The 22962-nt window shown below is 69.4% G+C and carries 17 protein-coding genes and 1 pseudogene; 5 read left to right on the forward strand and 13 right to left on the reverse strand.

Annotation, left to right across the window (positions count from 1 at the left end; genetic code table 11):
• Positions 1 to 114 precede the first annotated feature (114 nt).
• Positions 115 to 822: an alpha/beta hydrolase gene (locus tag BAW75_RS09520; protein ID WP_167435549.1), complete on the forward strand. Its 708-nt coding sequence runs from the start codon at positions 115 to 117 to the stop codon at positions 820 to 822.
• Here the strand turns inward: BAW75_RS09520 and BAW75_RS09525 are convergent.
• Positions 788 to 1480, reverse strand: coding sequence for a TetR/AcrR family transcriptional regulator (locus tag BAW75_RS09525; RefSeq protein ID WP_104113364.1), 693 nt, complete (start codon positions 1478 to 1480; stop codon positions 788 to 790). The two genes, BAW75_RS09520 and BAW75_RS09525, sit on opposite strands and share 35 nt — an antisense overlap.
• Before the next feature lie 817 nt (positions 1481 to 2297).
• Here BAW75_RS09525 and BAW75_RS09530 point away from each other — a divergent pair.
• A complete protein-coding gene (locus BAW75_RS09530) occupies positions 2298 to 2603 on the forward strand; it encodes a hypothetical protein (protein ID WP_146074822.1) in 306 nt (101 codons plus the stop codon).
• A 201-nt stretch (positions 2604 to 2804) separates the two neighbouring features.
• Here BAW75_RS09530 and BAW75_RS09535 read toward each other — a convergent pair.
• The 11 genes and pseudogenes from BAW75_RS09535 to BAW75_RS09585 all read right to left on the reverse strand — a co-directional run.
• Positions 2805 to 3737 (reverse strand): annotated as a pseudogene (locus BAW75_RS09535) (tyrosine-type recombinase/integrase); the annotation flags it as partial.
• Positions 3738 to 3951: 214 nt separating this feature from the next.
• Positions 3952 to 5040 (reverse strand): hypothetical protein, encoded by a 1089-nt coding sequence (locus BAW75_RS09540; protein WP_208635217.1) that lies wholly within the window; start codon positions 5038 to 5040, stop codon positions 3952 to 3954.
• Positions 5037 to 7097 (reverse strand): methyltransferase, FxLD system, encoded by a 2061-nt coding sequence (gene fxlM, locus BAW75_RS09545; RefSeq protein ID WP_104113316.1) that lies wholly within the window; start codon positions 7095 to 7097, stop codon positions 5037 to 5039. The genes BAW75_RS09540 and fxlM overlap by 4 nt, the downstream gene beginning before the upstream one ends.
• 14 nt (positions 7098 to 7111) lie before the next feature.
• Complete coding sequence (locus BAW75_RS09550; protein ID WP_104113366.1) at positions 7112 to 8392, reverse strand: lanthionine synthetase C family protein; 1281 nt, start codon at positions 8390 to 8392, stop codon at positions 7112 to 7114.
• On the reverse strand, positions 8389 to 11496 hold the full coding sequence (locus BAW75_RS09555) for a lantibiotic dehydratase (protein WP_208635218.1): 3108 nt from the start codon (positions 11494 to 11496) through the stop codon (positions 8389 to 8391). Before BAW75_RS09555 ends, BAW75_RS09550 begins: the two co-directional genes overlap by 4 nt.
• Before the next feature lie 98 nt (positions 11497 to 11594).
• Positions 11595 to 11753 (reverse strand): FxLD family lanthipeptide, encoded by a 159-nt coding sequence (gene fxlA / locus BAW75_RS09560; protein ID WP_104113317.1) that lies wholly within the window; start codon positions 11751 to 11753, stop codon positions 11595 to 11597.
• 83 nt (positions 11754 to 11836) lie between these two features.
• Entirely contained in the window at positions 11837 to 12535 is a 699-nt protein-coding gene (locus tag BAW75_RS09565) for a GNAT family N-acetyltransferase (RefSeq protein WP_104113318.1), read from the reverse strand.
• Between the two features lie 14 nt (positions 12536 to 12549).
• A complete protein-coding gene (locus BAW75_RS09570) occupies positions 12550 to 14043 on the reverse strand; it encodes an APC family permease (RefSeq protein WP_104113319.1) in 1494 nt (497 codons plus the stop codon).
• A gap of 36 nt (positions 14044 to 14079) precedes the next feature.
• The gene (locus BAW75_RS09575) at positions 14080 to 14817 is read right to left on the reverse strand and encodes a GOLPH3/VPS74 family protein (protein WP_104113320.1); all 738 of its coding nucleotides are present in this window, start codon (positions 14815 to 14817) and stop codon (positions 14080 to 14082) included.
• On the reverse strand, positions 14814 to 15047 hold the full coding sequence (locus tag BAW75_RS09580; RefSeq protein ID WP_104113321.1) for a hypothetical protein: 234 nt from the start codon (positions 15045 to 15047) through the stop codon (positions 14814 to 14816). The genes BAW75_RS09575 and BAW75_RS09580 overlap by 4 nt, the downstream gene beginning before the upstream one ends.
• Positions 15044 to 15241: a hypothetical protein gene (locus tag BAW75_RS09585; protein WP_104113322.1), complete on the reverse strand. Its 198-nt coding sequence runs from the start codon at positions 15239 to 15241 to the stop codon at positions 15044 to 15046. The genes BAW75_RS09580 and BAW75_RS09585 overlap by 4 nt, the downstream gene beginning before the upstream one ends.
• Before the next feature lie 564 nt (positions 15242 to 15805).
• Between BAW75_RS09585 and BAW75_RS09590 the strand changes: the two genes are divergently transcribed.
• A complete protein-coding gene (locus tag BAW75_RS09590) occupies positions 15806 to 17041 on the forward strand; it encodes a helix-turn-helix domain-containing protein (RefSeq protein ID WP_104113323.1) in 1236 nt (411 codons plus the stop codon).
• Positions 17038 to 17742 (forward strand): creatininase family protein, encoded by a 705-nt coding sequence (locus tag BAW75_RS09595; RefSeq protein WP_104113324.1) that lies wholly within the window; start codon positions 17038 to 17040, stop codon positions 17740 to 17742. Before BAW75_RS09590 ends, BAW75_RS09595 begins: the two co-directional genes overlap by 4 nt.
• A 1114-nt stretch (positions 17743 to 18856) precedes the next feature.
• On the opposite strand, the gene BAW75_RS09600 is transcribed toward BAW75_RS09595, so the two are convergent.
• Positions 18857 to 19348: a hypothetical protein gene (locus tag BAW75_RS09600; RefSeq protein WP_104113325.1), complete on the reverse strand. Its 492-nt coding sequence runs from the start codon at positions 19346 to 19348 to the stop codon at positions 18857 to 18859.
• 98 nt (positions 19349 to 19446) lie between these two features.
• Here BAW75_RS09600 and BAW75_RS09605 point away from each other — a divergent pair, with 98 nt between their 5' ends.
• Positions 19447 to 22962 carry an AAA family ATPase gene (locus BAW75_RS09605; RefSeq protein ID WP_104113326.1) on the forward strand — a complete coding sequence of 1172 codons (3516 nt, stop codon included), beginning with the start codon at positions 19447 to 19449 and terminating at the stop codon, positions 22960 to 22962.

Consider the following 22962-nt stretch of genomic DNA (forward strand, 5'->3'; position numbering starts at 1 on the left):
ACTGTATGGTTTGGTGCCGTGGCGCGCAACGCTCCCCCAATACCGTCCTCCGGCCGGGGTCCTGCCCTGGAGGTGATCCGACGGGCCCCGGTCGACGCCGGGAATCGCCCGCCGTTGCTGTTCGTGCACGGCCTCGGCCACGGCGCCTGGTGCTGGGAGCACTGGCTCGACGCCGCCGCGGATGCCGGTTACCCCGCCGCCGCCGTGTCACTGCGGGGCCACGCCGGAAGCGGCGGGTCGCTGCGACGGGCGACGCTTGGCTCCTACGTCGACGACGTGGTCCGGGTCGCGGCGACGTTCCCGCGCCAGGTGGTCCTGATCGGTCATTCGATGGGAGGACTGGTGGTCCAGCGGGCGCTCGCCCGTTACGCGGCCCGGGCAGCCGTGCTGGTCGCGCCGGTCCCGGCTCAGCCAGCCGTCGGGTCCCTCATCTGCATCGCCCGGCGCCATCCCGTCGACGCGCTTCGCCTGATGCTGGGGGCAAGCCTGCCCCTGCGCCCCGACTACCTCTTCACCGGCCTTTCTGCGGCCGACGCGACGCGCCTCGCAGCGCGGTGCGGCCGGGAATCGTCGCTGGCCCAGTACCAGCTGCTGTTCCATCGACCATCGCCGCCCCCGCGCGGCAGGCCGCCCGTGCTGGTCCTCGCCACCCCGGACGACCGCCTCGTCCCCCTTGGCGGCATCCGGGCAACGGCCCTCCGCTACCAGGCCGAAGTGAAGGAGTTCCCCGGCATGGGCCACGACCTGATGCTCGACGCGGGCTGGGAGCGGCCCGCGGAGGCGATGCTCACCTGGCTTCAGCGAGCGCCGGCCCCGTACTGATCGGGCGCGTCTGGCCGGAGGCCCCGTAGGCCGCCTCCAAGGGCGCGAGCAACCGCTCGATGGAGGCCTGCCGTTCGGCGGGATCTGACGAGGCGAGACCAAGGACGGGATCCAGCCCCGGGTGATGAGGGGCGAGGGCAAGATGTGGCAGCAGCAGGAGCAGCCACGCCTGGATCGCGTCCAGGTCGGCGTCGGCCCGCAGCTCGCCCCGCTCACGGCCCAACTCCAGCAACGGCGTGAGGACCTCGACATAGTGCCGGTTTGCGACTGCCCGGACTGCGGCCCGGGCGGTGCCCTCCGGTTCGAGGTTGACCGCGGCGGTGAAGGCGAGATCGAGAGGGTGGTCATCGAAGTAGGCAACCCAGACCCGGGTCAGTTCACGGACGGCCGCGAAGAAGCCCTTGTCCCACGGCAGGTGCGGGATCTGCTCCTCCATCGCAGCCCGGATTCGCTGGCTCGCCAGCTCCGAGAGGTAGGCGTAGAGGTCGACTTTGTCGTGGAAGTACTGAAAAAGGCTGCCCTTCGACACGCCCGCGTGGCGGGCGACGACGTTCAGGCTGCCCGCCGAGAACCCGTGCTCGGCGAACTCCGCCTCGGCCGCCGCGAGCACTGCAGCGCGACGAGACTCGGGCAGCCGTTCCCACGTCGCCGTCGGCATCCTCGAGTCCTCCCTACGCACCGGTCACGTCGCTTAAGAGCGTCCCGTCCGAGCACCAGCCCCGTGGGACCCATGCTGAGCGCGACGGACGAGAGCCCTGAACGTTGCCGCTACGTCCAAGACTATCTAGCGCCCCGCTGGGGAGCACCACTGGATGCACACCTCATCGGTGCGGTCATGTACCTGACCGGCGCGCGGCCACCCTCTACAGCCGGCAGGACGGCTTCACCGCGCCGGCGGGTTCTCCCGCCGAGTCGCCCAACGAGGTGGCCCGCGGCAACCAGGCATTCTGGGAGGCCGCGCAGCGCCCCACCCCCAAGAACAGCAAAGGGCTGCTCCACACGCTTCTACGGCGCCGCCGGAACCACCGATGAGTGGCGGAGACGAGAGCGTGCGGCTGGCCGACCGGCTCGAATCCGCACTTCTGACGGACCGTCGGCGGCCGCCGCCTCAACTGCGCCCGCGGACAGCTGCAAGCAGAACGACTGGGCACAGCGCGAGCTGGTGGCGCACCCGGAGGTGCAGCGGCGCAGCGACACCCTTCAGCTGACGACCGAACAAGAGAGATGCGACCCCCTGGGTGAGCACACCCCCGGCGCTGCTAACGCCCCTGCCAGGAGTCACCAGCCATACGACCCGCCGTCACCGTCCGCCGCGCCATCCCCGACGACGAAGACCCGGCTGCTCTTCGCGCTCGCGGATTCGTTCCTTCAGGTGCCCCTTTGCCGCGTGGCTCGTTCCCGACGAGAACGACCGGCGCCCCGTCTGCTACCGCTACTTCCGACTGGTGCTTCAACACGCGCTCAGGCACGGCACCGTGGACACCAACGCCGATCTGTCCGCCGTAGCGGTCTGGTACGGGCGCGGCGAGGTTCAGCCGGCGGTCGAACCCGACCACCAGGACGCTCTGAAGCAGGCCACCGGCAAGTGCGCCCCCGTGTTCAACCTGCTGGACGCGATGCCCGAGGCGGACCACCCGCGCATCCCGCACGACTGCCTCGCCTACCTCGCCGTCGACATTCTGGTGATGGGGGAGCGGGACGCGGTGGACTGGCGACGCCCCTGTAGCCCCCGTTTACCCCCCGAAAACCCCCGCGCATGGTTGACAACCAGTGACGATTGACGGTCATCGCCTGACCGCGGCTGCGCAGTTCAACGCCTCCTTCTGGTAGTCAACGACAAAGGCGAGATGGCTACGGACGGTAACAAGGGGTCGTCGGTTCGAATCCGGCCGTCCCGACAGCACGAAAAGAGGCCGTCAACCGGGGTGAAAGCCCTGGTCAACGGCCTCTAATTCGTATCGGGGTAGTAGAAGTTTGTTGATCTAGACGGCGCGTAGCTGGGGACCACCTGGGGACCGACGGGCCTTCAAGTGGGCGCTGAGGGCCGTTCCGGCGTCCGTGATCGACTGCCGGTCGGGGTGTAGGTAGCGCTGGGTCGTGGTCAGCGATCCGTGTCCGGCGATCTTCCGTAGGACGTGTACCGGTACGCCCGCGTCGGCCATCCAGGTAAGGCCGGTGTGCCGCAGGTCGTGCCGGCGTAGGTGTTCGTATCCGAGCTTTGTGACCACCTCATCCCAATGCGTCGCGTCACGGAGTACGGCGGTACTGATCCGGCCACCGCGCGGGCCGGTGAACAGCCGGGATTCCGGCTTGGTCGCGGCGTCCAGGCGATGGGCCACGATCGGTCGTACTTCCTCGATCAGCGGCACGGTCCGGGCGCGTTTTCCCTTGGTGCCCTTGTCGATTAGGCCACCAGGGCTGGGTGTGGTCTGGCGGCGCACTGTCCACATCCACGTTTCTCGGTCGATGTCCTCGGCCCGGACGCCGGAAACCTCGCCGATCCGGGCGGCGGTACAGGCGGCGAATATCACCACGTCGGCCCATCCGGTGAAGTGATTCGCGGAGCGGTCGACCAGGGCAGCGGCAAGCTTGGTTAGCGTTTCCCAATCGGGCAGAGCCAGCGAGCGAGGATCGTCCAACTCGTCGGCGGCCCGTTGGTATTCGCGCTGCCACCCTGTCACCTGTGCGGGGTTGCGTTGGATGATGCCATCCCGTACGGCCTGTTCCATCACGCGGACCAGCACGGCGAGACTGTTCTTCACCGTCGATCGGCTGTACTCGTCGGCGATCCACGAGTGCACCGCCCGATCCACCGCGCCATTGGTAATCATCCGAACGGGAATGTGACCGAGCGTCGGCACCACCCGCTTGCGCCAACCCGCCAAGTACGGATCAAGGGTCTTGCGCTCCAAGCCGGGCTGGTACGCCGTCGCTCGTCACCTCTGGAATGACCCCAACAGGAGCCGGTGCCCGGAGAGCAGGCTAGCCCAGTGTTGCTCATCACCCTGAAGGGAACGCAACGCGATATTGACGTTCAGCCCGCCGTCCATGGGCACGGCGGTCGCCATCATCCCTGGAGGGGTCGCATGGAATCCGCTTCGTTGATCGCAGGCGCTCGATTCGAGGCGCTCACCAAGCCTCAGCGATCGCAGCGCGACAAGCGTCGAGGACGCCGTCGATGCGTTCCCGCAACCAGGCCGGAAGTGAGATCAAGATCAACCCGCTAGCCGATGCGGTGTTCCTGAGTTGGGTGGTGCGCCGGCCGTCAACGGCCGCCATGAGACCTTCGTGGAGGAGAACTTCGCGGGCAGCGTAGGCGTCACCGGAGCCGACCGCTCTGGCAACCACTTCCGAAGCAAGCTGCGGCAAGATTCGCTGATCCGCTCCGGTCGACGCGTCAATGAGCGTCAATCCCAGCCGAGTTTCGAAGATAGCTAGGCCCTGCGCCGGCCGTAGGCCGAGGTAGCCCTCCAACGCGAGGTCTAGGTGCGTACGCGAGGGCCTGTCGCACAGGTGGGCCAAGCATGCGGTGATCACCTCCTCCCACGGCTCACCCCGAGCGGTTCCGGCCACCAGTGCCCGGGCCGACTCCAGATCACCCGCCCTGACATGAGCAATGACCGCCACCTGACGTCCGTCGAGCATCCGCTGGCCGATGCCACGATGCCGTTCAAGATGCGCGTACGCCTCTCTCCACCGGCCCGCGCCAGCCAGCGCACGGGCGCCCTCCGCCACGAGCACGCTCCACAGCCACTGCCTTACTTCGCGGTGGTCGTCCTCGCCGCGAGTCAGCCGGCTCGCCGGCAGGGCCTGGCCGTCGATCACCGCATCCCTCCGTGATGACACCGCCTCGAAGAGGCCAGTGAGGAGGTGAAGAGCAGCGTCGCCGTCGCGGTCGCGAATGTGCAGCCGGGCGAGATTGACCAAGGGCTCCAGCGCACACCGCGCCGCCCGCGCGTCTAGAGGAACAGCCTGCAGGTACGCGGCGGCGTGCTCGTGGCACCACCGGCGGGCCAGCTCCGGCTGGCCGCAGTCCGACGCGAGCAGAGCAGCCTGGTTGTAGACGGCCGACGCCACGACTCGGTCGTGCTCTCGCGCGGCGCGTTCGGCCAGGGTGCACAAATTGTCGACGCGCTCAACCAGCGGCCCAGCGATGGGCCGTGGCCGCGCGACCAGCGGGAAGCGCCGCAGCACCGCGCTGTCCGGCTGCACGGTCACTGCCAGGTGACGGTGATGGGGTGCTGCGGCCGGGGAAGAACGAAGCGTCCGGCCGAGGGGTCCGCCTCGGCGGGAGCGTCGGGGATCTCGAAGCGCACGGTGCGGGAGCGGTAGGTGGCGTCCCAGATGCGGATTTCTTCGCTGACCTGCTGTGCGAGGTCCGCTCCGTGGGGTCCGTGGCCGATGACGCCGACCTCGTACAACTTGGTGCCGTCGGGTCTGGTCGGGGTGGGCCTGATGGTGAGGTAGACGAGGTCGGCGCCGCGGGTGGTGGCCATCGCGCCCCAGGGGAACATCGGGGTGACGGCGCCGCGTTCGATGGCTGCGGGTTGGACGTTCATGCGCATGATGGCGTTGTCGAGCCGGCAGGCCAGCCAGAGGTCCATCCACTCGTACGGCACCATCGGTGGGAAGAACACGTCTGTCCAAATCTTGCGCCGTTCGGTGTCCAGCACGCCGGCCAGTGCCGCGGCGTCGACGTCCTGCTCCTTGTGCACCTGCAGGACGACGTCCTGCTCCGATGTGATCGGCACGAGTCGGCGGGCGTCATCACCGATGCCGCGCAGCGGCATGAAGACGGCCAGCTCGCTGCCCTGGTCGCGCCACCCGCCGTCGTACCGCTCGAAGATGATCGAGCGGGAGGCGGCGCCACGCAGGCGCAGCGGTACGACGAGTCGCCCGTCCGGGGCGAGCTGCTTCAGCCAGGCAGTCGGGGTTTCGTAGGCGCCGACTGTGGCGATGATCCGGTCGTAGGGTGCGCCGTCGGGGCAGCCGAGCGCTCCGTCGCCGAGGATGACGTCCACGTTCGTGACGCCCGCAGTGGCAAGGTGTTTGCGGGCCCCGTCGACGAGGTCCTCGTCGACGTCGAGGGTGACGACGCGTCCGTTGTCGCCAGTGAAGGCGGCGAGCAGGGCGGCGTTGTAGCCGGTGCCGGCGCCGGCTTCCATGACCCGGTGGCCGGGTCGTACGTCGAGTTGTTCGAGCATCATGGCCACGATTCGTGGCTGTGAGGCGGCGCTGATGGAGGCGCCTCGGCCGTCGGTCTTGGTGTAGACGGGAGCGTCGGCGTAGGCCTGTTCAAGTGGTACGCCGGGTAGGAACAGGTGCCGCGGGGTGGCGCGGATGGCGGCCTCGACGCCGGGCGTGCGGATGATGTTCTCGGCGCGCAGTGCGTCGGTGAGCGCGGCGCGCAGGTCGGCGGGGTCGCTGGTCACTCGATCGACGCTAGTGCTCGTGGGCGTGGGTTCTGCGATCGACACGGTGCTCCTCGTGGTGTGGTGGAAGACGTTGCGGACCGCGAGCGCGGCGAGGGTGGACTGGTCCTGAACGGACAAGCCAGATCGGTTGGCGTGGAAGATGACGTGGTGTGCGATGACGGCGCGTAGCCCCCGTCGAAGGTGGCCGTGTCGGGCGAGGTCGGCGAGTGCCTGGCCGGCGGTTGCGAAGGCGTCGAGCCATGGGCCGAGGCCCACGAGTGGTCCGCCTGTCTTCGCGAGGCTGTGGGCGTCGACGGTCATGAGCCGATTGATCGCTCGGGCCAGTTCGGCGGCCCGCTCTGGCACTGCGAGGCCGGGGGAGGGCCGGAGGTCGGCGACCTTCGCCCAGGTGTCGCCCTGCTCGTACCAGTCCAGACCGGCGGCGCGCATCAGGACGCTGCACAGCAGCACGGCGAGCTCGCGCCTTCCCAGCGTGGTGGCGGGAGGCAGGTCGAGTAGCAGGTGCCGGCTGTCCTGATGAAACAGCACGTGGGCTACCTCCATGCCGGCCGACCCGCCGAAGGCCAGGGTCTCCGGTTCGTAGACGCCTCGGGTCCAGTTGGTGAGTCGGTCCTGACCCGCGAGTGTCTCCAGCAGGTCCTCGACGCGGTGGGAGGTCGGGTCGTCGGCAAGGTAGCGCCACCGCCAGGTGGGGTACTTCCGGACGTACCACCACCCGTGCAGCACGCTCTCGTCCTGTGCGGCGGCCAGCGCCGGGGCCAGGACGGAGGCGGCGACGTCCTCGGCTGCGGTGGGGTCGGGGAACTCGACGGTGTACTGCCGCCAGGCGGGCGTTGGCATTCGGCGTCCTCATGTCAGGGGATGGGCGATGGGGCGGTGAGCAGGCAGGCGTCCCAGGAGCTGGTGTGCGCGCCCGCGCTGCTGCAGCTGAGGGCGGCCAGCGCCACCCGGGCGGCGCCTTCGAGCAGGCCAGGGCTCGCGGCGACCAGGGCAGCTGCGGTACGCCGGGGCCCGGCGCCGTCCGGGTCGAGCGCGCCGAGAAGCCGAGGGGCCAGCACGCCGAGGGTCCCGGCGGTGTCGGGCAGGGCGTCGGCGGCCATCCGGTGCGCGATGTGGGCCAGGCCGGCGTGGCCGTGGCAGAGCGACGGGTCGGTGGTCGCCGCGAGCTGGCACGGGTCAGCGAGTGCGCGTACGAGTGCGTCTTCGGCGGCGGCGCGGCGGACGTGATCGTTCAGGGCCAGGGCGGCGAGCTGCTGGGCGCGCGCCAGCCCGGGGGTGCCGTAGCACCAGGACGGCCGCTGCACGCGGTAGACCTCGGCGCGGTCCGCCCGGAGTTGCACTCTGGTAATCCAGTACGGCCAGAGCGGACCGGCCGTGGAGTCGTGGCACCATCGGTCGAGCCAGGTGCAGATCGTTGCGATGGCAGCGGTCTGACCGTCGACGGCAATGCCGTGCAGGGCCGCGAGCGCCAGTAGCGCCAAGGGTCCGGCGATGCCGTGGGCCGTGCCGTTGTTGCCGTGTCCGCCGGGGAAGCGGGAGTCGGCGCGGCCGGAGGGCCCGCTGCCGGTCCACCAGCCTGGTAACACCTCGCTGCCGACGGGTAGGGGCTGCGTCAGCCGGACCAGATACCCGAGCACCATGGCCAGCGCCTCACTGTCGGGTGCTCGGCGGAGCAGGTACGCCCCGACGCCGGCCAATCCTCGGATGGCGTCGAACTCGGCGAGCGCCGGTAGTTCCCCATCGTCGATGCGGGCGTGCGCGGCGGCCACGCGGCGCCGGGCGTCGGCGGCGATCGCCCGGTCGAGGTCGTCGAGCGCGCGGGCGTAGGTGCCGGGCTGGTGAGCGGCGGCGCAAGCGAGGACGTGGGCCAGCGCGGGCGCGCCGTGGAAGGGGTGGCTGTCGGCGCCCGTCGTTACCGGGCCGCTGGTAGCGGCGGCGAGCCAATCATGAGCACGTTGCCAGGGCCTTAGCCGTGCCGCTGCCAGCTCGACGTGGAGCAGGGCGATGCCGGGTACGCCGAGGGCGAGTGACTGCTGCCACCAGGGTTGCCGGATCGGCAGCCGTGGGTCGTCGGGATGGGCGAGCAGATCGGCGACTGCGACAGCGAGGTCGTGGCTCTCGTACGGAAGGGTCATGGCCGGCTCCGGGCGAAGTAGGCCAGGGCGGCGGCGCGGGCGAGGTGGCGGCACCGGTCTTCGTCGTCGAAGTCGATGCCGACCGCGCGGATGTAGTGGGCGTGCATGAAGGAGCCGAGGACGTCGTCGCTGTTGATGCCGTCGGTGTGCGGTCCGGGTAGGTGGGTCCGGTAGATGGCGAGGGCGATGTCGCGGTTCTTCCAGGCGTCGACGATGGCGGTGCCGCCGGGGACAGCGCGCAGTGCGGCCCAGTCGTCGCCGGGGTGGGCGAGTCGTACGGCTTCGTGGAACAGCGGCCGCTCGACCGGCTGCGGCGCGGTCGGGGGTACGTGGTCGATGAGCCAGCGCATGCCGGCGTCGACGTTGCCGGTGTAGGCGACGGCGATAGCGGCGATCTGCGCGGCGACGAGTGCCTGTCGGCGCGGGCGGACGGGCTGGCGTAGCTGCGTGAGGACGGCGTGGGAGTCGGCGATGAAGACCGCCTCGGCGGCCTGCATGGCCGCACCGGATCCCCACCGCCCGGTCTCGGGGTAGGACGCGGCGTACTGGACCTCCCGCAGCAGGCCACGTCGGCGTAGACCGTCGGCCCATCCGCTGACACGTCCGGCGGCCGGTCCGAATGCCGACGGGTCGGGCAGGGCGATGCGGAGGCGGAGATGCTGGTCCGGGTCGCGGAACCGGAGGAACCACCAGTCCGGCGGCACCTCCCACTCAGTGAGCAGTCGGGGCAGGTGCTCGGCGAGGAGGAGGTCTTGTCGGCGGATGTCTCCGTAGAGTTTCGCGAGCAGCAGCGGGGAGGTGGCGGGGCTCAGGCACTGGTCTCGTCCGATGACGCGGGCCGGGATCGGTGTGGGCAAGGGCGGCCAGGGTGGTCGCTCGGTGGCGTGCAGCGTCAGGATGACCTCATGCGGACGGCCGCGGCACCAGCCGAGTTCCTGCGGGCTGGGTGCTTCCACGAGGACCGCTCGCGGTGCGGTGAGCAGGTGGGTGCGCAGCAGGACGCGGTGCGCGGACTCGTCGAGGTCCAGCGGCAGACGCCGGTCGGCTTCAACCAGCTGCACCAGGCGGGGCAGGCGCCGGCGGGCCCGCCACTGGTCGAGGGCGTCGTCCCAGGCGTACCAGGGCTGCCGCCGGTCGGGCAGCTCGGTAGCTTCCAGCCGCCAGGTGGCGGGGGCGAGGATCACGCGCCCGTAGCGGATGCGGGGAAGGAACGGCAGCTTGGCCCGGGCGGCGGCGCCCCAGTCGAAAGCGGTGACCTGGGCGCACTGGGCGCGGCCGAGTTCGATGAGGAACCGGGCCAGTGGTGGGGTGTGGGTGCGCAGGTTGAGCGCGTGCATGCCGACCGCTTCGACGCGACGACCGTGATCGGGCGCGGCGAGGTACATGCGTCGGCCGTCGCAGCCCACCGCCAGGTCGTCGACGGTGAGTACCGCTCGGTTCGGGCGCCGGTGCTCGGCCAGGCTGATGACAGTGGGCAGGATCTGCATGGCGCGGGTGACGTGGGTGGTCGCGGGATCCAGCGGCGGGAACGACATCTGGGCGGGCACCGTGCCGTGATCGGCGGTGGGCAGGTCGGTCAGGCCGGCGGCCAGCTTCGCGGCGTCGACCGCCCGCAGCACGCTGAGGAACCGGCCGGTGAGTCCCCCGGCGCCCCGGGACACGGAGGTGACCTCGACGGTGAACCTGCCGCGCGCCAGGGCGGCTTCGCCGGCGGCGTGCACGCGGACGCTCGTCTCCAGGTGTGCCGGCAGCCGCAGCCGTGGCGGCCCCAGCTCCAGTTGTGCGATCAGCTCCTCGTCGAGCAGCACCTCGTCCGCGCCGTCCAGGGCGGCGCGCTGGGCGAGGGCGAGGAGCAGCTCGTCGCGGCGGGACAGGGGTGAACGTGGCTCGTCTGCTGGAGTGCCGGGGTATCCGTCGGGGAAGCCGATGCCGCTGTCCGGGTCGACGACGTCGCGTACCGGCACCAGCGAGCCGATCCCGTACCGTTCGTAGAAGCGCTGGTGGTAGGCGCGCCACGCCGCGGTGCCGTAGGGGTGGGCGCTGAGCCGGGTCAACGCCAGGGCGGCGCGTTCCACCTCCCGCGCGACCTGATCCGGCAGCGTGACCGACGCGTCCAGCCGGAGATCCACCGCGAGAGGCTCGTGGACGGAGATGCCGAGGGCGCGCATCCGGGAGGTCACCTGGGCGCGGGCCTCGCGGCCGCCTGCGCCGTGGGCGGTGCGGTGGCGTCGCAGCGCCGCGTGGATGTCGCGCAGGGCGCGTACCAGGTCGGCGACCGCCGCGACGCCGTCGGCATCGACGTCGTCGAGCTGGAGCAGCAGGTACGCCAGGGCGTCGGGCTCCGTGCCGGGCGCGTGCAGGCTGGTGATCAGTGCGCCGCGGGCGATCAGCTCGGCGAGCATCCCCTCAACGGTCGCCGGTGCAGCGCGCGGGAACGCGGCACACAGCTGCGCGGACAGTGCTTCCACCCGGATCGGGGTGTCGGCGGCGGTGATCGCGGCGCGGACCGGCGCGGTGTACCGCAGCGACACCTCCACGGCCGTCGTGCCCTGCGGTCGGGCGTGCGGCTGGTAGGGCAGGACGAGCCGGTCGTCGCGTACCGTCATGGTGTTGTTCGCGACCACCGGGAGCCGGGCGACCAGGTCCGGGCATCGTTTGAGGTGGTTGATCACGTCGGCGAGCCACGCGGCGCCCGCCCGGGCGACGGCCTGGTGTGCGGTGCCCCATCGGGTGGGCGAGCGTGATCCGAACACGGCGGGTGCCACCCCGGCGAGGAGACCGAACGGGGTCGGCCGGCCGCGTAGGCGCTGCGTGTATCGGGCGACGGCCTGGATCACCCGCCGGGTCTCTCGGACGGTGAGGGCCTCGCCGGCGCACAGCCTGGCGACCTGCGCGGCGAGTACCGGGCTGGCGTGACTGATCGCGTCCACGATGGTCTCGTTCGTCCACACCTGCCGCAGCCATGCCACCCAGCCGGGGACGAGGGCGTCGCGTGGTTCGGTCAGGTCCGGCCACGGCGGCAGGTCGATGTCGGGGTGGGCGGCCGCGCGGACGAGCGCGGCCCCGGTCGACCGGTATGCCGGAGAGCCTGTGGGAGAGCGCACGCTGCACCTCGGGTGGATGTCGGTTCGGGCGCCGGCCGGCGCGGAGAATTGGGGCGTGTTGCCGCGCCGGCCGGCCTTTCCGGGGGAGGGTTCGTCGGTCAGGCGACGTTTGTGGTGCAGGCGGTGCAGGTGCTGCCGCAGCCGTCGTCGGTCAGGTTGACCAGGCCGGCCACGTCCGCCACCTCCAGCAGGCTGACGTCCAGGTCGAAGTCCCCGCCGTCGGCGGTCGTGCTCTGCTCCGCGGTGCTGGTGGACATGTCTTCCTCCCATCTCGAGATCTCCCCGGGCCGCGGTGACCCGAGGTGGTGCCGGGTGGCCGCGTCCCGGTGACGCGTCACCCCTACCGCCCGATGCGGACGGAGCTTGAAGCGGCAGTCGGCTGGGTTCGCCGACGTGGTCGTTGCTCGGTGTCGGGAAACGCCGCCGTGCCGGCGGCTCCGGCCGGCCCGCGCCACATCCGCCAGATCGTGGGTCCGCTGATGGGCAGGATCAGCGGCGGTCCAGCCCGGTAGCCGAGCCGCAGGTACAGCCTGCGGTTGCGCATGTTGCTGGCCTCCAGGTAGGCGGGCAGGCCCAGCGCGTCGAGCCGGCGGTGGTAGCTGTCGAGCAGGGCGGTTCCGACGCCGCGGCGCTGTTCGTCGGGGCTGACCGCCACGTACGCGAGGTAGTGGTGCGGTTCGCCGGGGTGGAACACGTCGAACATGGCCTCGAGGAGGGTGAACTTCGGCGCGTACGGTCCGGTGGCGGCTTCCACCGCCGCCTGGTGCTCCGGCGGCGCCGCGGGTGGGGGTTCGGGCCGGGCGTACCAGATCGCGACGGCGGACCGGTCGGTGGTGGTGTCGACGTGGCCGTGGGCGAGCCCGTGACGCAGGACGAGGGTGAAGTACCGGCGGTAGACGGCGCGACGGTCGTCATGGTCGGGGACCAGCCAGTCGGCGACCGGCCCGTCGAAGAACGCGTCGACGAGTACGGAGACCAAGGGGTCGATGTCGGCGGGAGTGGCGCGACGGATGCTCACGCCGGTGCTGGGGACGGTCATGGTGAGCTCCTTGTTCAGACCGGCAGGCGGAAGCTGTCGGTGCGGCGCAGGGGCGCGGTGGCGCTGTCGGCGCCGAGTCCGATGGCGTCATAGACCTGCGGCCGCGTTGCGCGCAGGACCAACGCCCAGGCGGTGCCGGCGAGGGCGGCGATGGCGTAGGTGGCCGGGAAGAGCCAGCGCAGCGGTGAGTGCGCGTCGACGCCGAGGAGGATGTCGAACTCTCGTAGCGTGGCGGCGAGGAACCCGGTCAGCGTGAGCGTGGCGAGCAGCGGCGCGACGAACGCCAGCCACCAGCCTTCGCCGTGGGCGATGCGGGCGAAGAAGCCGATCACGGCGGCGGAGGTGACGGTCATCAGGATCAGGACGCCGAGGCCACCGGTCACCGTGACCCAGAAGAACAGGTGCACGATCGGGTCCGCGCCGGCAGTGGCGTAGGCGATGAGGACGACCACCGCGAGAATGCTCTGCAGGATCGATCCGACCTTCGGGGCACCGGTGCGGCGGCTGGTCCGGCCCAGTACGCCGGGCAGGACCCGCTCCCGGCCGAGAGCGAACAGGTACCGGGCGACGGTGTGGTGGAAGCTCAGCAGCGCGGCGAACAGGCTGGTGATGAACAGGACCCGCCCGACGGTCACGATGCTGGACCCGAGGTGCGGTGAGACGAGATTGAAGATGAGGTCGGTGCCGTCGGTGCGGGCCGCATCGACGATCCTGTCCGGGCCGGTGGCGACGGACATCGCCCAGGCGGACAGGCCGTAGAGCAGGCCGGTGGCGGCCACCGCGATGTAGGTGGCCCGGGCGACCGTCCGGCGCGGGTCGCGGGTTTCCTCGGAGAACACCACAGTGCCCTCGAAGCCGACGAAACCCGTGATGGCCGTGACCAGTGCGGCGCCGATACCCGCGGCGAGGATGTGCGACGGGGCGAGGGTGTCGAAGGTGACCGTCCCGCCGGCGGGGTGCCCGACCATCACCGCGTCGAAGACCAGCGCGACCGCGCACTCGGCGACGAGCATGACCGCCAGGACCTTGCCGTTGAGGTCGATGCGCAGCACGCCCAGCACGGCGACTACAGCCCACCCGATCAGCGCCGGCACCCACCAGGTGACGTGCAGGCCGTACTGATCGCGCAGGAACGTCGCGAGGACCGCGCCGAACCCGCCGTACAGGCCGATCTGCATCGCGTTGTACGCCACCAGCGCGACCATCGCCGCGCCGACACCGGCCGGACGGCCGAGCCCTCGGGTGACGTAGGTGTAGAACGCGCCGGCGTTGACGATCCGCCGGGACATGGCCACGAACCCGACCGAGAACAGCGCCAGCACGGCGGCGACGACAAGGTACGCCACCGGAATACCCGCCACGCCGGTGACCGCGTAGCCGGTGGTCGCACCGCCGGCGACCACCGTCAGCGGCGCGGCGGCGGCGATGACGAAGAACACCACCGAGGGGATCCCGAGCCGGCCGCGCGCCAGAACCTCGGAAACGGTGTCAGTAGTCGAATGCGACATCAGGTCTCTTTCACGAAGAGTGGATGGGTGTTGCCGTCAGGAGGTGCGGTGGCTCAGGACCGCGCCGCCGACGACACTGCCGAGATCAGCGAGCAGATCCCGCAACGGCGGCCACGACTGCTCGACCAACCGCCGCAGATGCGAGCGCACCGCCGGCGAGGCGCCGTCGAGCAGCGTCGTGTCCAGCTGGGTGTGCAGCGCCAGGCCGGCCAGGGCGAGGTCCACGCCGTTCAAGCTCCGGCCGTTGCGCAGGTGCTGAGACAGCCGCGCCGACGACCAGGCCGCGGTGTTGATGTCGGTCGGCACGTACAGGGTGCGTTGCCGCCAGAACCGGCCCGCCTGCTGCGGCCGCACCAGACCCGACTGCCACATCCGCTGGGCGACCTGCTCGTAGGCGGACGAGCCGAGGAAGGCCAGCCACACCCTTGTCGCGGTGTGTTGCTGCTCGGCCGCGATCCGGTCCAGGACCAGGTGCTGGAGCCAATCCTGCGGCGGCCGGATGTCCTTGACGCGCACGTGCCCGCGCTCGAACGTGATCCGCCCGCCGTAGTAGAGCTCGACGAGCAGCCCAGCGGCCAGGCCGTGCGCCAGCGACGAGTCGAACAGCCGAGGGCGACCGGTCCGGTCGTCGTGGCACATGAAGAAGAACTCGTCCGCGATCCGGCTGGTCCGCTCGGAGGCGGCGCCGGCGGGCACCGGACGGGGGACCGGGACAGGCTCGGAACGGACATACGAGGCGGCGTGCTCGTCAGCGGCGCCGAGGGCTGGATTCACCGCGGCCGGCCTTCCTGAATCGTGTCGTCTACAGGGTCGAGAAGCTGGAGCTGTACGAGGAGGCGACGGCCACCGGGATGACGGGACAGTTCCTCCAGCGCCCACTCGTTCTGGCGACATATGCCGTCGTGGCACTGAAAGCAGGCTCCGCCCTCCTTGTGGGCGAGCACGGTCCGGCGAGCCGCGTCGAAGCGGTCGACGGGACGGTCGCTCTCCTCGGCGCCGGTCACGGGGCGGGGTCGCGGCAGGGCAGCGAGGCGGCGGAGGCGCGCAGCGCGGACCCAGGCAGGTGCCTGCTGCTGCAGCTCGGCTCTTCGTGGTCCGGCTCGTCGCGAAGCCGGGCGAGCGTCGCCGTGCTGGCGATGCCGAACGGCGCGAAAGACTGGTGATCCTGCCCGGAGACGAACCATTTGATGCGCGTCATCCCGTCACCTCCTCGTGGGATGCGCGGCCGGGCCTCTCCCGGCTCCGACTACGCACCCCGGTTGATGGGTGCAGGGACCGTTCGCGCGCCGGAGAGGCGCCGGTCCTGCACTTGCTGGTGCCTGACAAGCCAACGAAAGGTGGACCGGTGTCGGGAACGGTCGGGATTGGATCTACGACACTGCGTTGACATGCTCGGTCAACTGATCAGGAGGGTCCTACTCCTGGAAGTCGAAAGCGCCTGCGGCGAGACGCTTCAGGGTTGGCCGCCGTGCCGATCGGCACGTTGAGCGACGGGCAGAATGTCGGAGGATTGTCGGAATCCGCCGACCCTCTTACCGACAACCCCAGTGACGGGATCCCCTGAAATCCGTCACGATCCGACCAGCAACGCGCACGCTGCTTGTCGTCATCCGGGGACGAGGGCGCGGGAACATCAAGGGCCATTCGCTGGCGGCCGGAGCGCATAGGCTACCGGCAGGCTGTTGAGTTCCAGCTCGATTGAGGAGCAGCGTCGCTTGCTGCCGACATTCGCGACCGCCGAGGAGAAGGGTGCCAGGTGCCGATGAGCGACGTAGACGGTTGGCGGACGCTGGGCGTCCGGCTAGCGCAGCTTCGACGCGCCGCCGGCTACAACCAGCACTCTTTCGCACCCCTGACTGGCTACGCCCGCAGCACGATCGCGAACGTCGAGACCGGCCGGCAGAGGGCGCCGCGTGAGTTCTGGCAGCGCTGCGATGAGCTCCTTGGGGCAGCCGGCTCACTGCTCAGCCTCTATGACCAGGCGATGCGCCAACAGCAGGCTCTGCCCCCCATGCCTGAGGAAGCGGAGCTTGAAGCCGTCGACACGCATGCTGCGGCCACCGCGGTGGCAAGGACGTCGACGAGTCCTGTTGACCCCGCCATCGTGCCGCACTGGATGAGCATGCTCCGCATCCTCGCCGCTTCCCACGACGCGTTCGGCCCACGTCGGCTCCACGACGTCGTTCGGGGTGAGCTGAACATCATCCGAAGACATCGCGCCGGCGCAGCCGGGCAAACCCTGCGGGAGCTACTGCGGGTCGAGTCGCGGTGGGCGGAGTTCGCCAGCTGGACCGCCGACAACCTCGGCGACAGCCAGGATGCGGCGTACTGGTTGCGGCAGTCACTATCGATGGCCCGAGAAGCGGCTGACGGCAGGATGGCGACCTACGTCCTCATGCGGCAGGCGCAGCGCGCTGTCGAGAGAGGGGACAGCGCCCAAGCTATCGCCCTCGCCGAGTTCGCCGATGCCAGGAAGGAGCCGACAGCTCGTGATCGGGCGCTGTGCGCCGTCCGAACCGCCCAGGCCGCCGCGCTCGCTGGACAACGAGCGCGCTGCCAATCCGCGCTGCAGAAGGCGCATTCACTGGTAGGAGCTGCCGAAGGCCTCGACGACCCAGACACCATCGGCCTGCACTGCACCCGCACCTATGTGCTGGCGTACGAAGGGCAATGCCATCTGATACTGGGCCAGGCGAAGCAGTCCATCGCTGTTCTTGAAGCTGTGCTGAGGGCCTGGCCATCCGCGTACCGGCAGGACGAGGCGCTCGCCCGCGCCTGGCTCGCAACCGGCTACGCGAACCTCGGTCGAGTGGATGAAGCTGCTGACCAGGGCGAGAAGGCGCTCACTATCGCACTCGACGCCGGATCTGTCCGTCTGATCAAGGCGCTGAGTCTTGTGGAGCACGAGCTCGGGTCTCGACGAGTGACGGATGAGGCGCAGCGTTTCCGCGACCGACTTGCCCTTGCGGATCAAGTAGTCGGCAGAATGGGCCAGTGAACCTATGGACCACAGCAACGACCACGGAGGCCGGCCGCCACGCCGCATCAGTAGCCGTTCTACCGGTCGGCAGCTTTGAGCAGCATGGTTCCCACCTTCCGCTGGCCACCGACACGATCGTCGCCAGCGCGATCGCCGCAGCCGTGGCTGATCGCTACGACCTGCTGCTACTCCCACCGATCACGATCTCCTGCTCACACGAGCACGCCGCCTGGCCCGGAACAGTGAGCATCTCCGCACGTACCCTAGACGCGATCATCACCGATGTGAGGGAGTCGCTTCAGCGCTCGGGCGTGGAGCGCCTCGTGATCGTGAACGGTCACGGCGGGAACTACGTGCTCTCGAACATCGTGCAGCAGGCCAACGTCGCCGGACCTCAGCTCGCGCTATTTCCGAATCGGACAGCCTGGGAGACTGCATGCCAGGATGCTGGCATCGTGAGCAGCCTGCATGACGACATGCACGCCGGGGAGATTGAGACCTCGATTCTGCTTCACGTGGCGCCGGAGACTGTGCGCGACGGCTACGAGCTGGGCGATCACGTCGCCGAGCATCCGCACTTGCTCACGCTTGGGATGGGCGCTTACACCGAGTCCGGGGTGATCGGACGTCCCTCACTCGCAGCGAGTGGCAAGGGGCAGCGGATCGTTGAAAGCCTGAGCGCTAGCTTCCGGAACACATTGGACTTGTTAAGGTCGTAATACCTGCATCTGGTAGGAACAGAACTCGACGAGGTGACCGATTCAGCCCCGCGTGCGCGGGGACCGTCACTCCGGGCGCTGCCACCGGTCGCTGCTGTTCGGACCACCCCCGCGTGCGCGGGAAGCAGGCCAGGGGCGTTGCCCTGCCACATGAGAATGTCGGGATCACCCCCGCGGGCGCGGGGAGCAGGTCGGCAACGCCCGCGACGCCAAGTCTGAGCTGGGATCACCCCCGCGGGCGCGGAGAGCAGCTGAGGGACCGGCCGCGCGGCCGGGTCGCTTGGGGGTCACCCCCGCGTGCGCGGGGAGCAGGGAAAGATCCGGATCCACTGGTTGATCGGGACCGGATCACCCCCGCGTGCGCGGGGAGCAGACTACTTTACCTGCGACGCTAGAGATCAACTTCTTGGATTTCATTCGCAACGTCTCGCAAGATCGCCCCCTCTTGGCAGTAGCTGGCGCGGCCAGCTAACGCCTCGGCTGCAGTCTAGTTCCTGAAGCTCGGACTCGAGCTTGGGCAGTTGAAAGGCTGGCGAGGGTTGGCTGCGGGTAGAAGCAATGCCGTGTCTTCCGCGATCGAGCGAGCATCCTTTTCTAGGGTTCTCGCAGAAGGTGCGGCCGGCGACACGGCCGCGGACGCGTTGTCAGGACCCGTTCTTGACCGGATGGCGTAACGGACGCAGTAACGAATGGACGCTCGCCACCGCAAAGTAGCTGAAATGAGCCGGCAGCGAATGCCAGAAGAGAGCAGCGTTCTGTCTGCATTAGCGGATGTATCAGCTGGTTCTGACATGGTGTGACGGAATTGTTGTCAAATGGTCGCTGTCCGCCCGGTCCTTCGGGAGGCACCCACGCGCGACAAACACATGCTCACCCGATCCTCACAGCGGTGAAGTTCTTTAGACGATCAGCAGGCGGCCAAGCTTCGCCAAACAACCTGACCCGCCCGTAGCTGATCGCGGTGACGGACAACGTCAACCAGGCCAAGGGTGATCAGGACCCGTCGACGTGGCACGGTGTACTACAGCTAGATGTGGATCACCGTCAAGTACAGCTGGGGCCTGACCCTGCAGTCCTGAGAGAAGTCCGCCCTGCAGGGCATGCTCAGGCTGGCTTAGACAGCGGCGACCGTGAGCAGGACCCCGGTCACGAGCACGAAGGTCGGAAGCAGATACCAGAACCGTTGCGTTGTCCCAATCACCCGGCGGGTTCGCCGGTACAGCCGGCCGGCTTGGTGGTGCTCGTCGGCCTGCTCGAGCAACGCCGCGATGGTCACTGGCCCCTCTTTAAGGAACTCCTGGTCGAGCTGGTCGCGGAATCGCAGAGCCCGCCGCCGGTTGCGCTCGAACAGCTCGGTGTACGACGCCGCGAACGCCAGGCCGAGGAGGCCGGCTAAGCCGACCGCCACGCAGAGCGGCAGCTCAGAGCGACCCACCGTGCCGTCGTTCGCGATCACCGCGACCAGCACCGACGCCACCACTATCATGAAGTTCACTACGTTCGAGCGGAGCACCTCGGCGTGCCGTGCGTGTGTCCTGGTGTCGGTGTACATCCCCCAGATGAGGTCCTTCCGGGCCTTGGCGAAATCGGTCAGATCCTCAGCCACGCCACTCGCCCACCCGCCGGCAACTTACCGATTCAGTTGATCGCGACGACGACATACATTGACAATAGTGCGCGCTGGCCAGTTGGCAGGGGGTTGAGATGGGGGAACTCTTGAACCCGAGACACTGGCAATCCGGCTTGGACGGCCATCACGAAGTGCTGACAGCGCTTGCTCGCTGGATGGAGAGCGTTAACTTCGACCTCGAGATCCTCCACTGGTTCGACGACGGGCGCAGCGATCGCCCCGTCGCCCTCGTCCTGCGAACCGGTAGGGGCCACCCGGAGCAACTGGTGCTGAAATTCTGCGAGCCCGGCGCCCGCACCGCCGCACTCAGCGAGGCGTGGGAAGAGTCGCCGGGCTACCGGCGTCACCTGGCAAAAGTCGATCAGGTTGTCATCCCGGTTGGCGAATGGACCGCGGTCTTCCTGAGCGTCGCTGGCGACGATCAGGACGAATTTCAGCCGCTGAGCCGGTTTCGTCGAGACCCATCCTTGCCCGCCTGCCTCCGCAGGATCGCCTCATCGGTCGTCAGAGATTGGAATCCGCACCGAACGTCCCACGGGCAACGCACTGTCGGCGAGGTGCTCCAGCCCATCGTGCGGCGTCACATCGGGGCTGCGGAGACGTGGGCTCGCGGCAAGGGCCTGTCGGTCGCCGGCGACTCACCATTCGCGTTGGTGACCGGAGCGGATGCTGGACGGCCCATTCCCGGCGCCATGCTGGGACGGGCACATGGGGATCTGAGCGCCCGCAACATCTTCGTGCAGCGCGGAAGGAAGCTCAGAGCCGGCTCGTATGTTCTGATCGATTACGATCACTTCAGCCGGGAAATGCTCCTGGCGTTCGACCCCATGCACCTTGTTGTCGCGCTTGCCCTGGACGACTTTGACCGCGTGGCGCCAGAGATTCGCACCGACTGGATACGGGCGATCGTCAATCCCGATATTGGCGACGTCGAACCCGAGGCGCGCGCCATCCGCAAGATCGCCCGCCAGGTGCAGGCCGGTGTTCTCGAAGCCTTCCCGGAGCGGGGCCTGTCGAGCCTGTGGCGTCAGCAATTGCTCCTCGGCCTGGTGGGCGCCGGCCTGATGCACGTCGGCCGGGAGCTGCGCGCCACGTCACCGGACGAAGCCCGGCGATGGTGCTACGACCTCGCGGCCGCCGCGGCGGAGGCTGCCCGACGCAAGCTGCCAGCCGTCCAGTCCGAGCAATCGCGCCCTCCGCCCGCGGCGGCCCGGCGGGACAACCGGCGTAGACACGGCACGACCATCATCAACCGGGAGTCCGAACGCGTGGCGCTGCATCACCGGCTGACCGAGGGACCCTTCGGTGCGGTGGTGATCAGCGGCCTCGCAGGCATCGGGAAGTCCGAGGTGCTCCATGCCGTCCTCGACGACATGCAGGGTGCCGGGGCTGCCGGCCCCGCACACGTGTATCGCCAGGTCGTGGACGCGGCGACTCGGCTCGACTTGAAGAGCTTCATGGACGGTTTGGAAGGCCGCGAGGCCCCGCCCACCGAACGGGGCCATTCCTCGTTGGCGCGCCTGGAGCGGGTGCTCGACGAGCTGGGCGGCCGGCGCGTCATCGTCGCGCTGGATGCTGCCCACAATTTGCTGGCGGAAGGCACCCACGAGCTCGCCGACGCGGACCTAGACGAGGCCCTCGAACTGCTAACGAACGAGCGGGGCCATCAGGTCTCGGTGGTGCTAGCCTTCCGCGGGCACCCAGCCTCGTCGACTGGCGGCACGTGGCCGGGACGTCACGCACCGATCCCAGTGCCTGAACTCAAACCCGACGAGTTCTTCAAGTTTCTGGGCGGTATCGATCGCGACGGAGCGCTCCGGCTCGGTGACCTCGACGACAAATTCCGCGAGAAGCTGCACGGGCACCTGCAAGGAAACCCGCGCAGCGGCGAGCTCGTCCACGCGCTCGTGGCCGACGCCGACCGCCCCATGGGCCTGCGTGACCTGGCGACGCTGCTCTTCCAGCAGTCGCCCGCGCAGGTGCCGCACCAGCTTATCCGTCTGCTGGTCGAACGCCTCGGCGAGCTCCGCGGCGGTGTGCTTCAGGCGCTGGCCGCGTTCGACACCCCGATCCCCGAGTCGGCCGTGGTTTCGGCTCTCTCTCCCAAACACCGAGCGGAGGACATTCGGGCGGCGCTCGACGTGCTGAATCTGCGTCGGGTGATCTACCGCAACGACGACGGCGATTACCACCTACCCGGCGTCAGTGGAACTACCTTCCTCGACTTGGTACCGATGAGCAACGCCGCCCGGGTCGAGGTGCTGTCGGCCGCAGCCCGCGCGCTGACTGAGCTTCCGGCACGGCCGGTGACCGCCGTCCGCGACCTCCGGCTGCGGCTGGCGCAGATCAACGCGCTGCTCAATGCCCGGCAGATGACTGATGCGTATCGGGTCATTGAAGAGATCGACATGGAGTACCTGTTCGACTGGAACTGCCGCAAGCTGGTGCTGCGCCAACGCCGGAGGCTGCGGGGAAAGCTTGGCGACCATCACCGCGAGATGACGAATGAGGAAGCGCTCGCCGATATCGCACTCACAATAGGCGATCTTCCGGCGGCGACGGACTCGTTCGCGCGGGCCCTGGCAAAGGCCCGGGCCCTGGGCGGGGCCGCAGACGCTCAGCGGATCCAATTCAACCAGGCCGGCGCGTACCTGGAGGCCGGCAAGACGCAGCGGGCCCGTGCGCGGTACCGACTGGTTCGCGATGACCGGGACGGGGTCGGTGACCTGTCCCTGTGTATGGGCGCCCTGATCGGCCTGGCTGACTGCAACCGGAGGCACGGACACTTCGGCGCCGCGATCCGCGACGCCGAGCAGGCGCTCAGTCTGCTTGAACTGCCCGCCTATCCACGCCACCGAGCGGCCGCCGCGTTCACGGACTTGGAGCGGGTGTTCACCTTGCTGCGACTCACCCGGTGGCACATCGAGCAGAACGACCTCGACCGGGCGCGGGACCGTCTGCGCGAGGCGGACTCCGCTGCAGCTCGCCGCGCGCCGGAATGGCTGCTGGCCGCAAGGCGCGATGCCCTCGCCGATCTGCGCCTCGCCGAGGACGAAACGGGTGAGGCGATCCGTCTGGCCGAAGAGGCCGTCGCGCTGGCCCGCGCCAAACTCGACGAGGTAGTGCTGCTTCAGGCACGTACCACGTTGAGCGTTGCCCACCTGCGCCATGGCGATCCGGGGGAGGCCCGCCGGGAGATAGAGCGCGCCCATCGACTCCGTCGGCGTGACCGCCCAGGCCGCTCGCTGCTAGTCCTGGCCGTGCTGGCACTGACCACCGCACAGACCGGCGACCCCGGCGCCGCGACCGGGCACTTCCGCCAACTCGCTGACGAGGCGGAGCACCGGCTCCTTGCCGACCGCCTCGATTTCGCTGCCCGAGACATGCTCGGGTTCGGTCTCTGCGGCCAGGCACTGACCGGCGACGCCAAAGTGGGCGACGCTGCCGCGCACTTCGGCACAGCGCGCCGGCAGGTACGCGACGCGCCTGGTCTGGTCGCCCGACTGCGTTTCCTGTTGCAACAGCTGGACCGGTGTGGGAACCCCCAGGGCCGGTTGCAGCCGGCCCTCGAGGCGCTTGCCCAGATCTAG

This window comes from Micromonospora chalcea (genome assembly GCF_002926165.1).
GTDB lineage: Bacteria > Actinomycetota > Actinomycetes > Mycobacteriales > Micromonosporaceae > Micromonospora > Micromonospora chalcea.

Bases quoted from the DNA above. Each gene is read 5' to 3' on its own strand.
- BAW75_RS09525 (WP_104113364.1), bottom strand. From the start codon at position 1,480: ATGCCGACGGCGACGTGGGAACGGCTGCCCGAGTCTCGTCGCGCTGCA.
- fxlM (WP_104113316.1), bottom strand. From the start codon at position 7,097: ATGCCAACGCCCGCCTGGCGGCAGTACACCGTCGAGTTCCCCGACCCC.
- BAW75_RS09550 (WP_104113366.1), bottom strand. From the start codon at position 8,392: ATGACCCTTCCGTACGAGAGCCACGACCTCGCTGTCGCAGTCGCCGAT.
- fxlA (WP_104113317.1), bottom strand. From the start codon at position 11,753: ATGTCCACCAGCACCGCGGAGCAGAGCACGACCGCCGACGGCGGGGAC.
- BAW75_RS09565 (WP_104113318.1), bottom strand. From the start codon at position 12,535: ATGACCGTCCCCAGCACCGGCGTGAGCATCCGTCGCGCCACTCCCGCC.
- BAW75_RS09570 (WP_104113319.1), bottom strand. From the start codon at position 14,043: ATGTCGCATTCGACTACTGACACCGTTTCCGAGGTTCTGGCGCGCGGC.
- BAW75_RS09585 (WP_104113322.1), bottom strand. From the start codon at position 15,241: ATGACGCGCATCAAATGGTTCGTCTCCGGGCAGGATCACCAGTCTTTC.
- BAW75_RS09590 (WP_104113323.1), top strand. From the start codon at position 15,806: ATGAGCGACGTAGACGGTTGGCGGACGCTGGGCGTCCGGCTAGCGCAG.
- BAW75_RS09605 (WP_104113326.1), top strand. From the start codon at position 19,447: ATGGGGGAACTCTTGAACCCGAGACACTGGCAATCCGGCTTGGACGGC.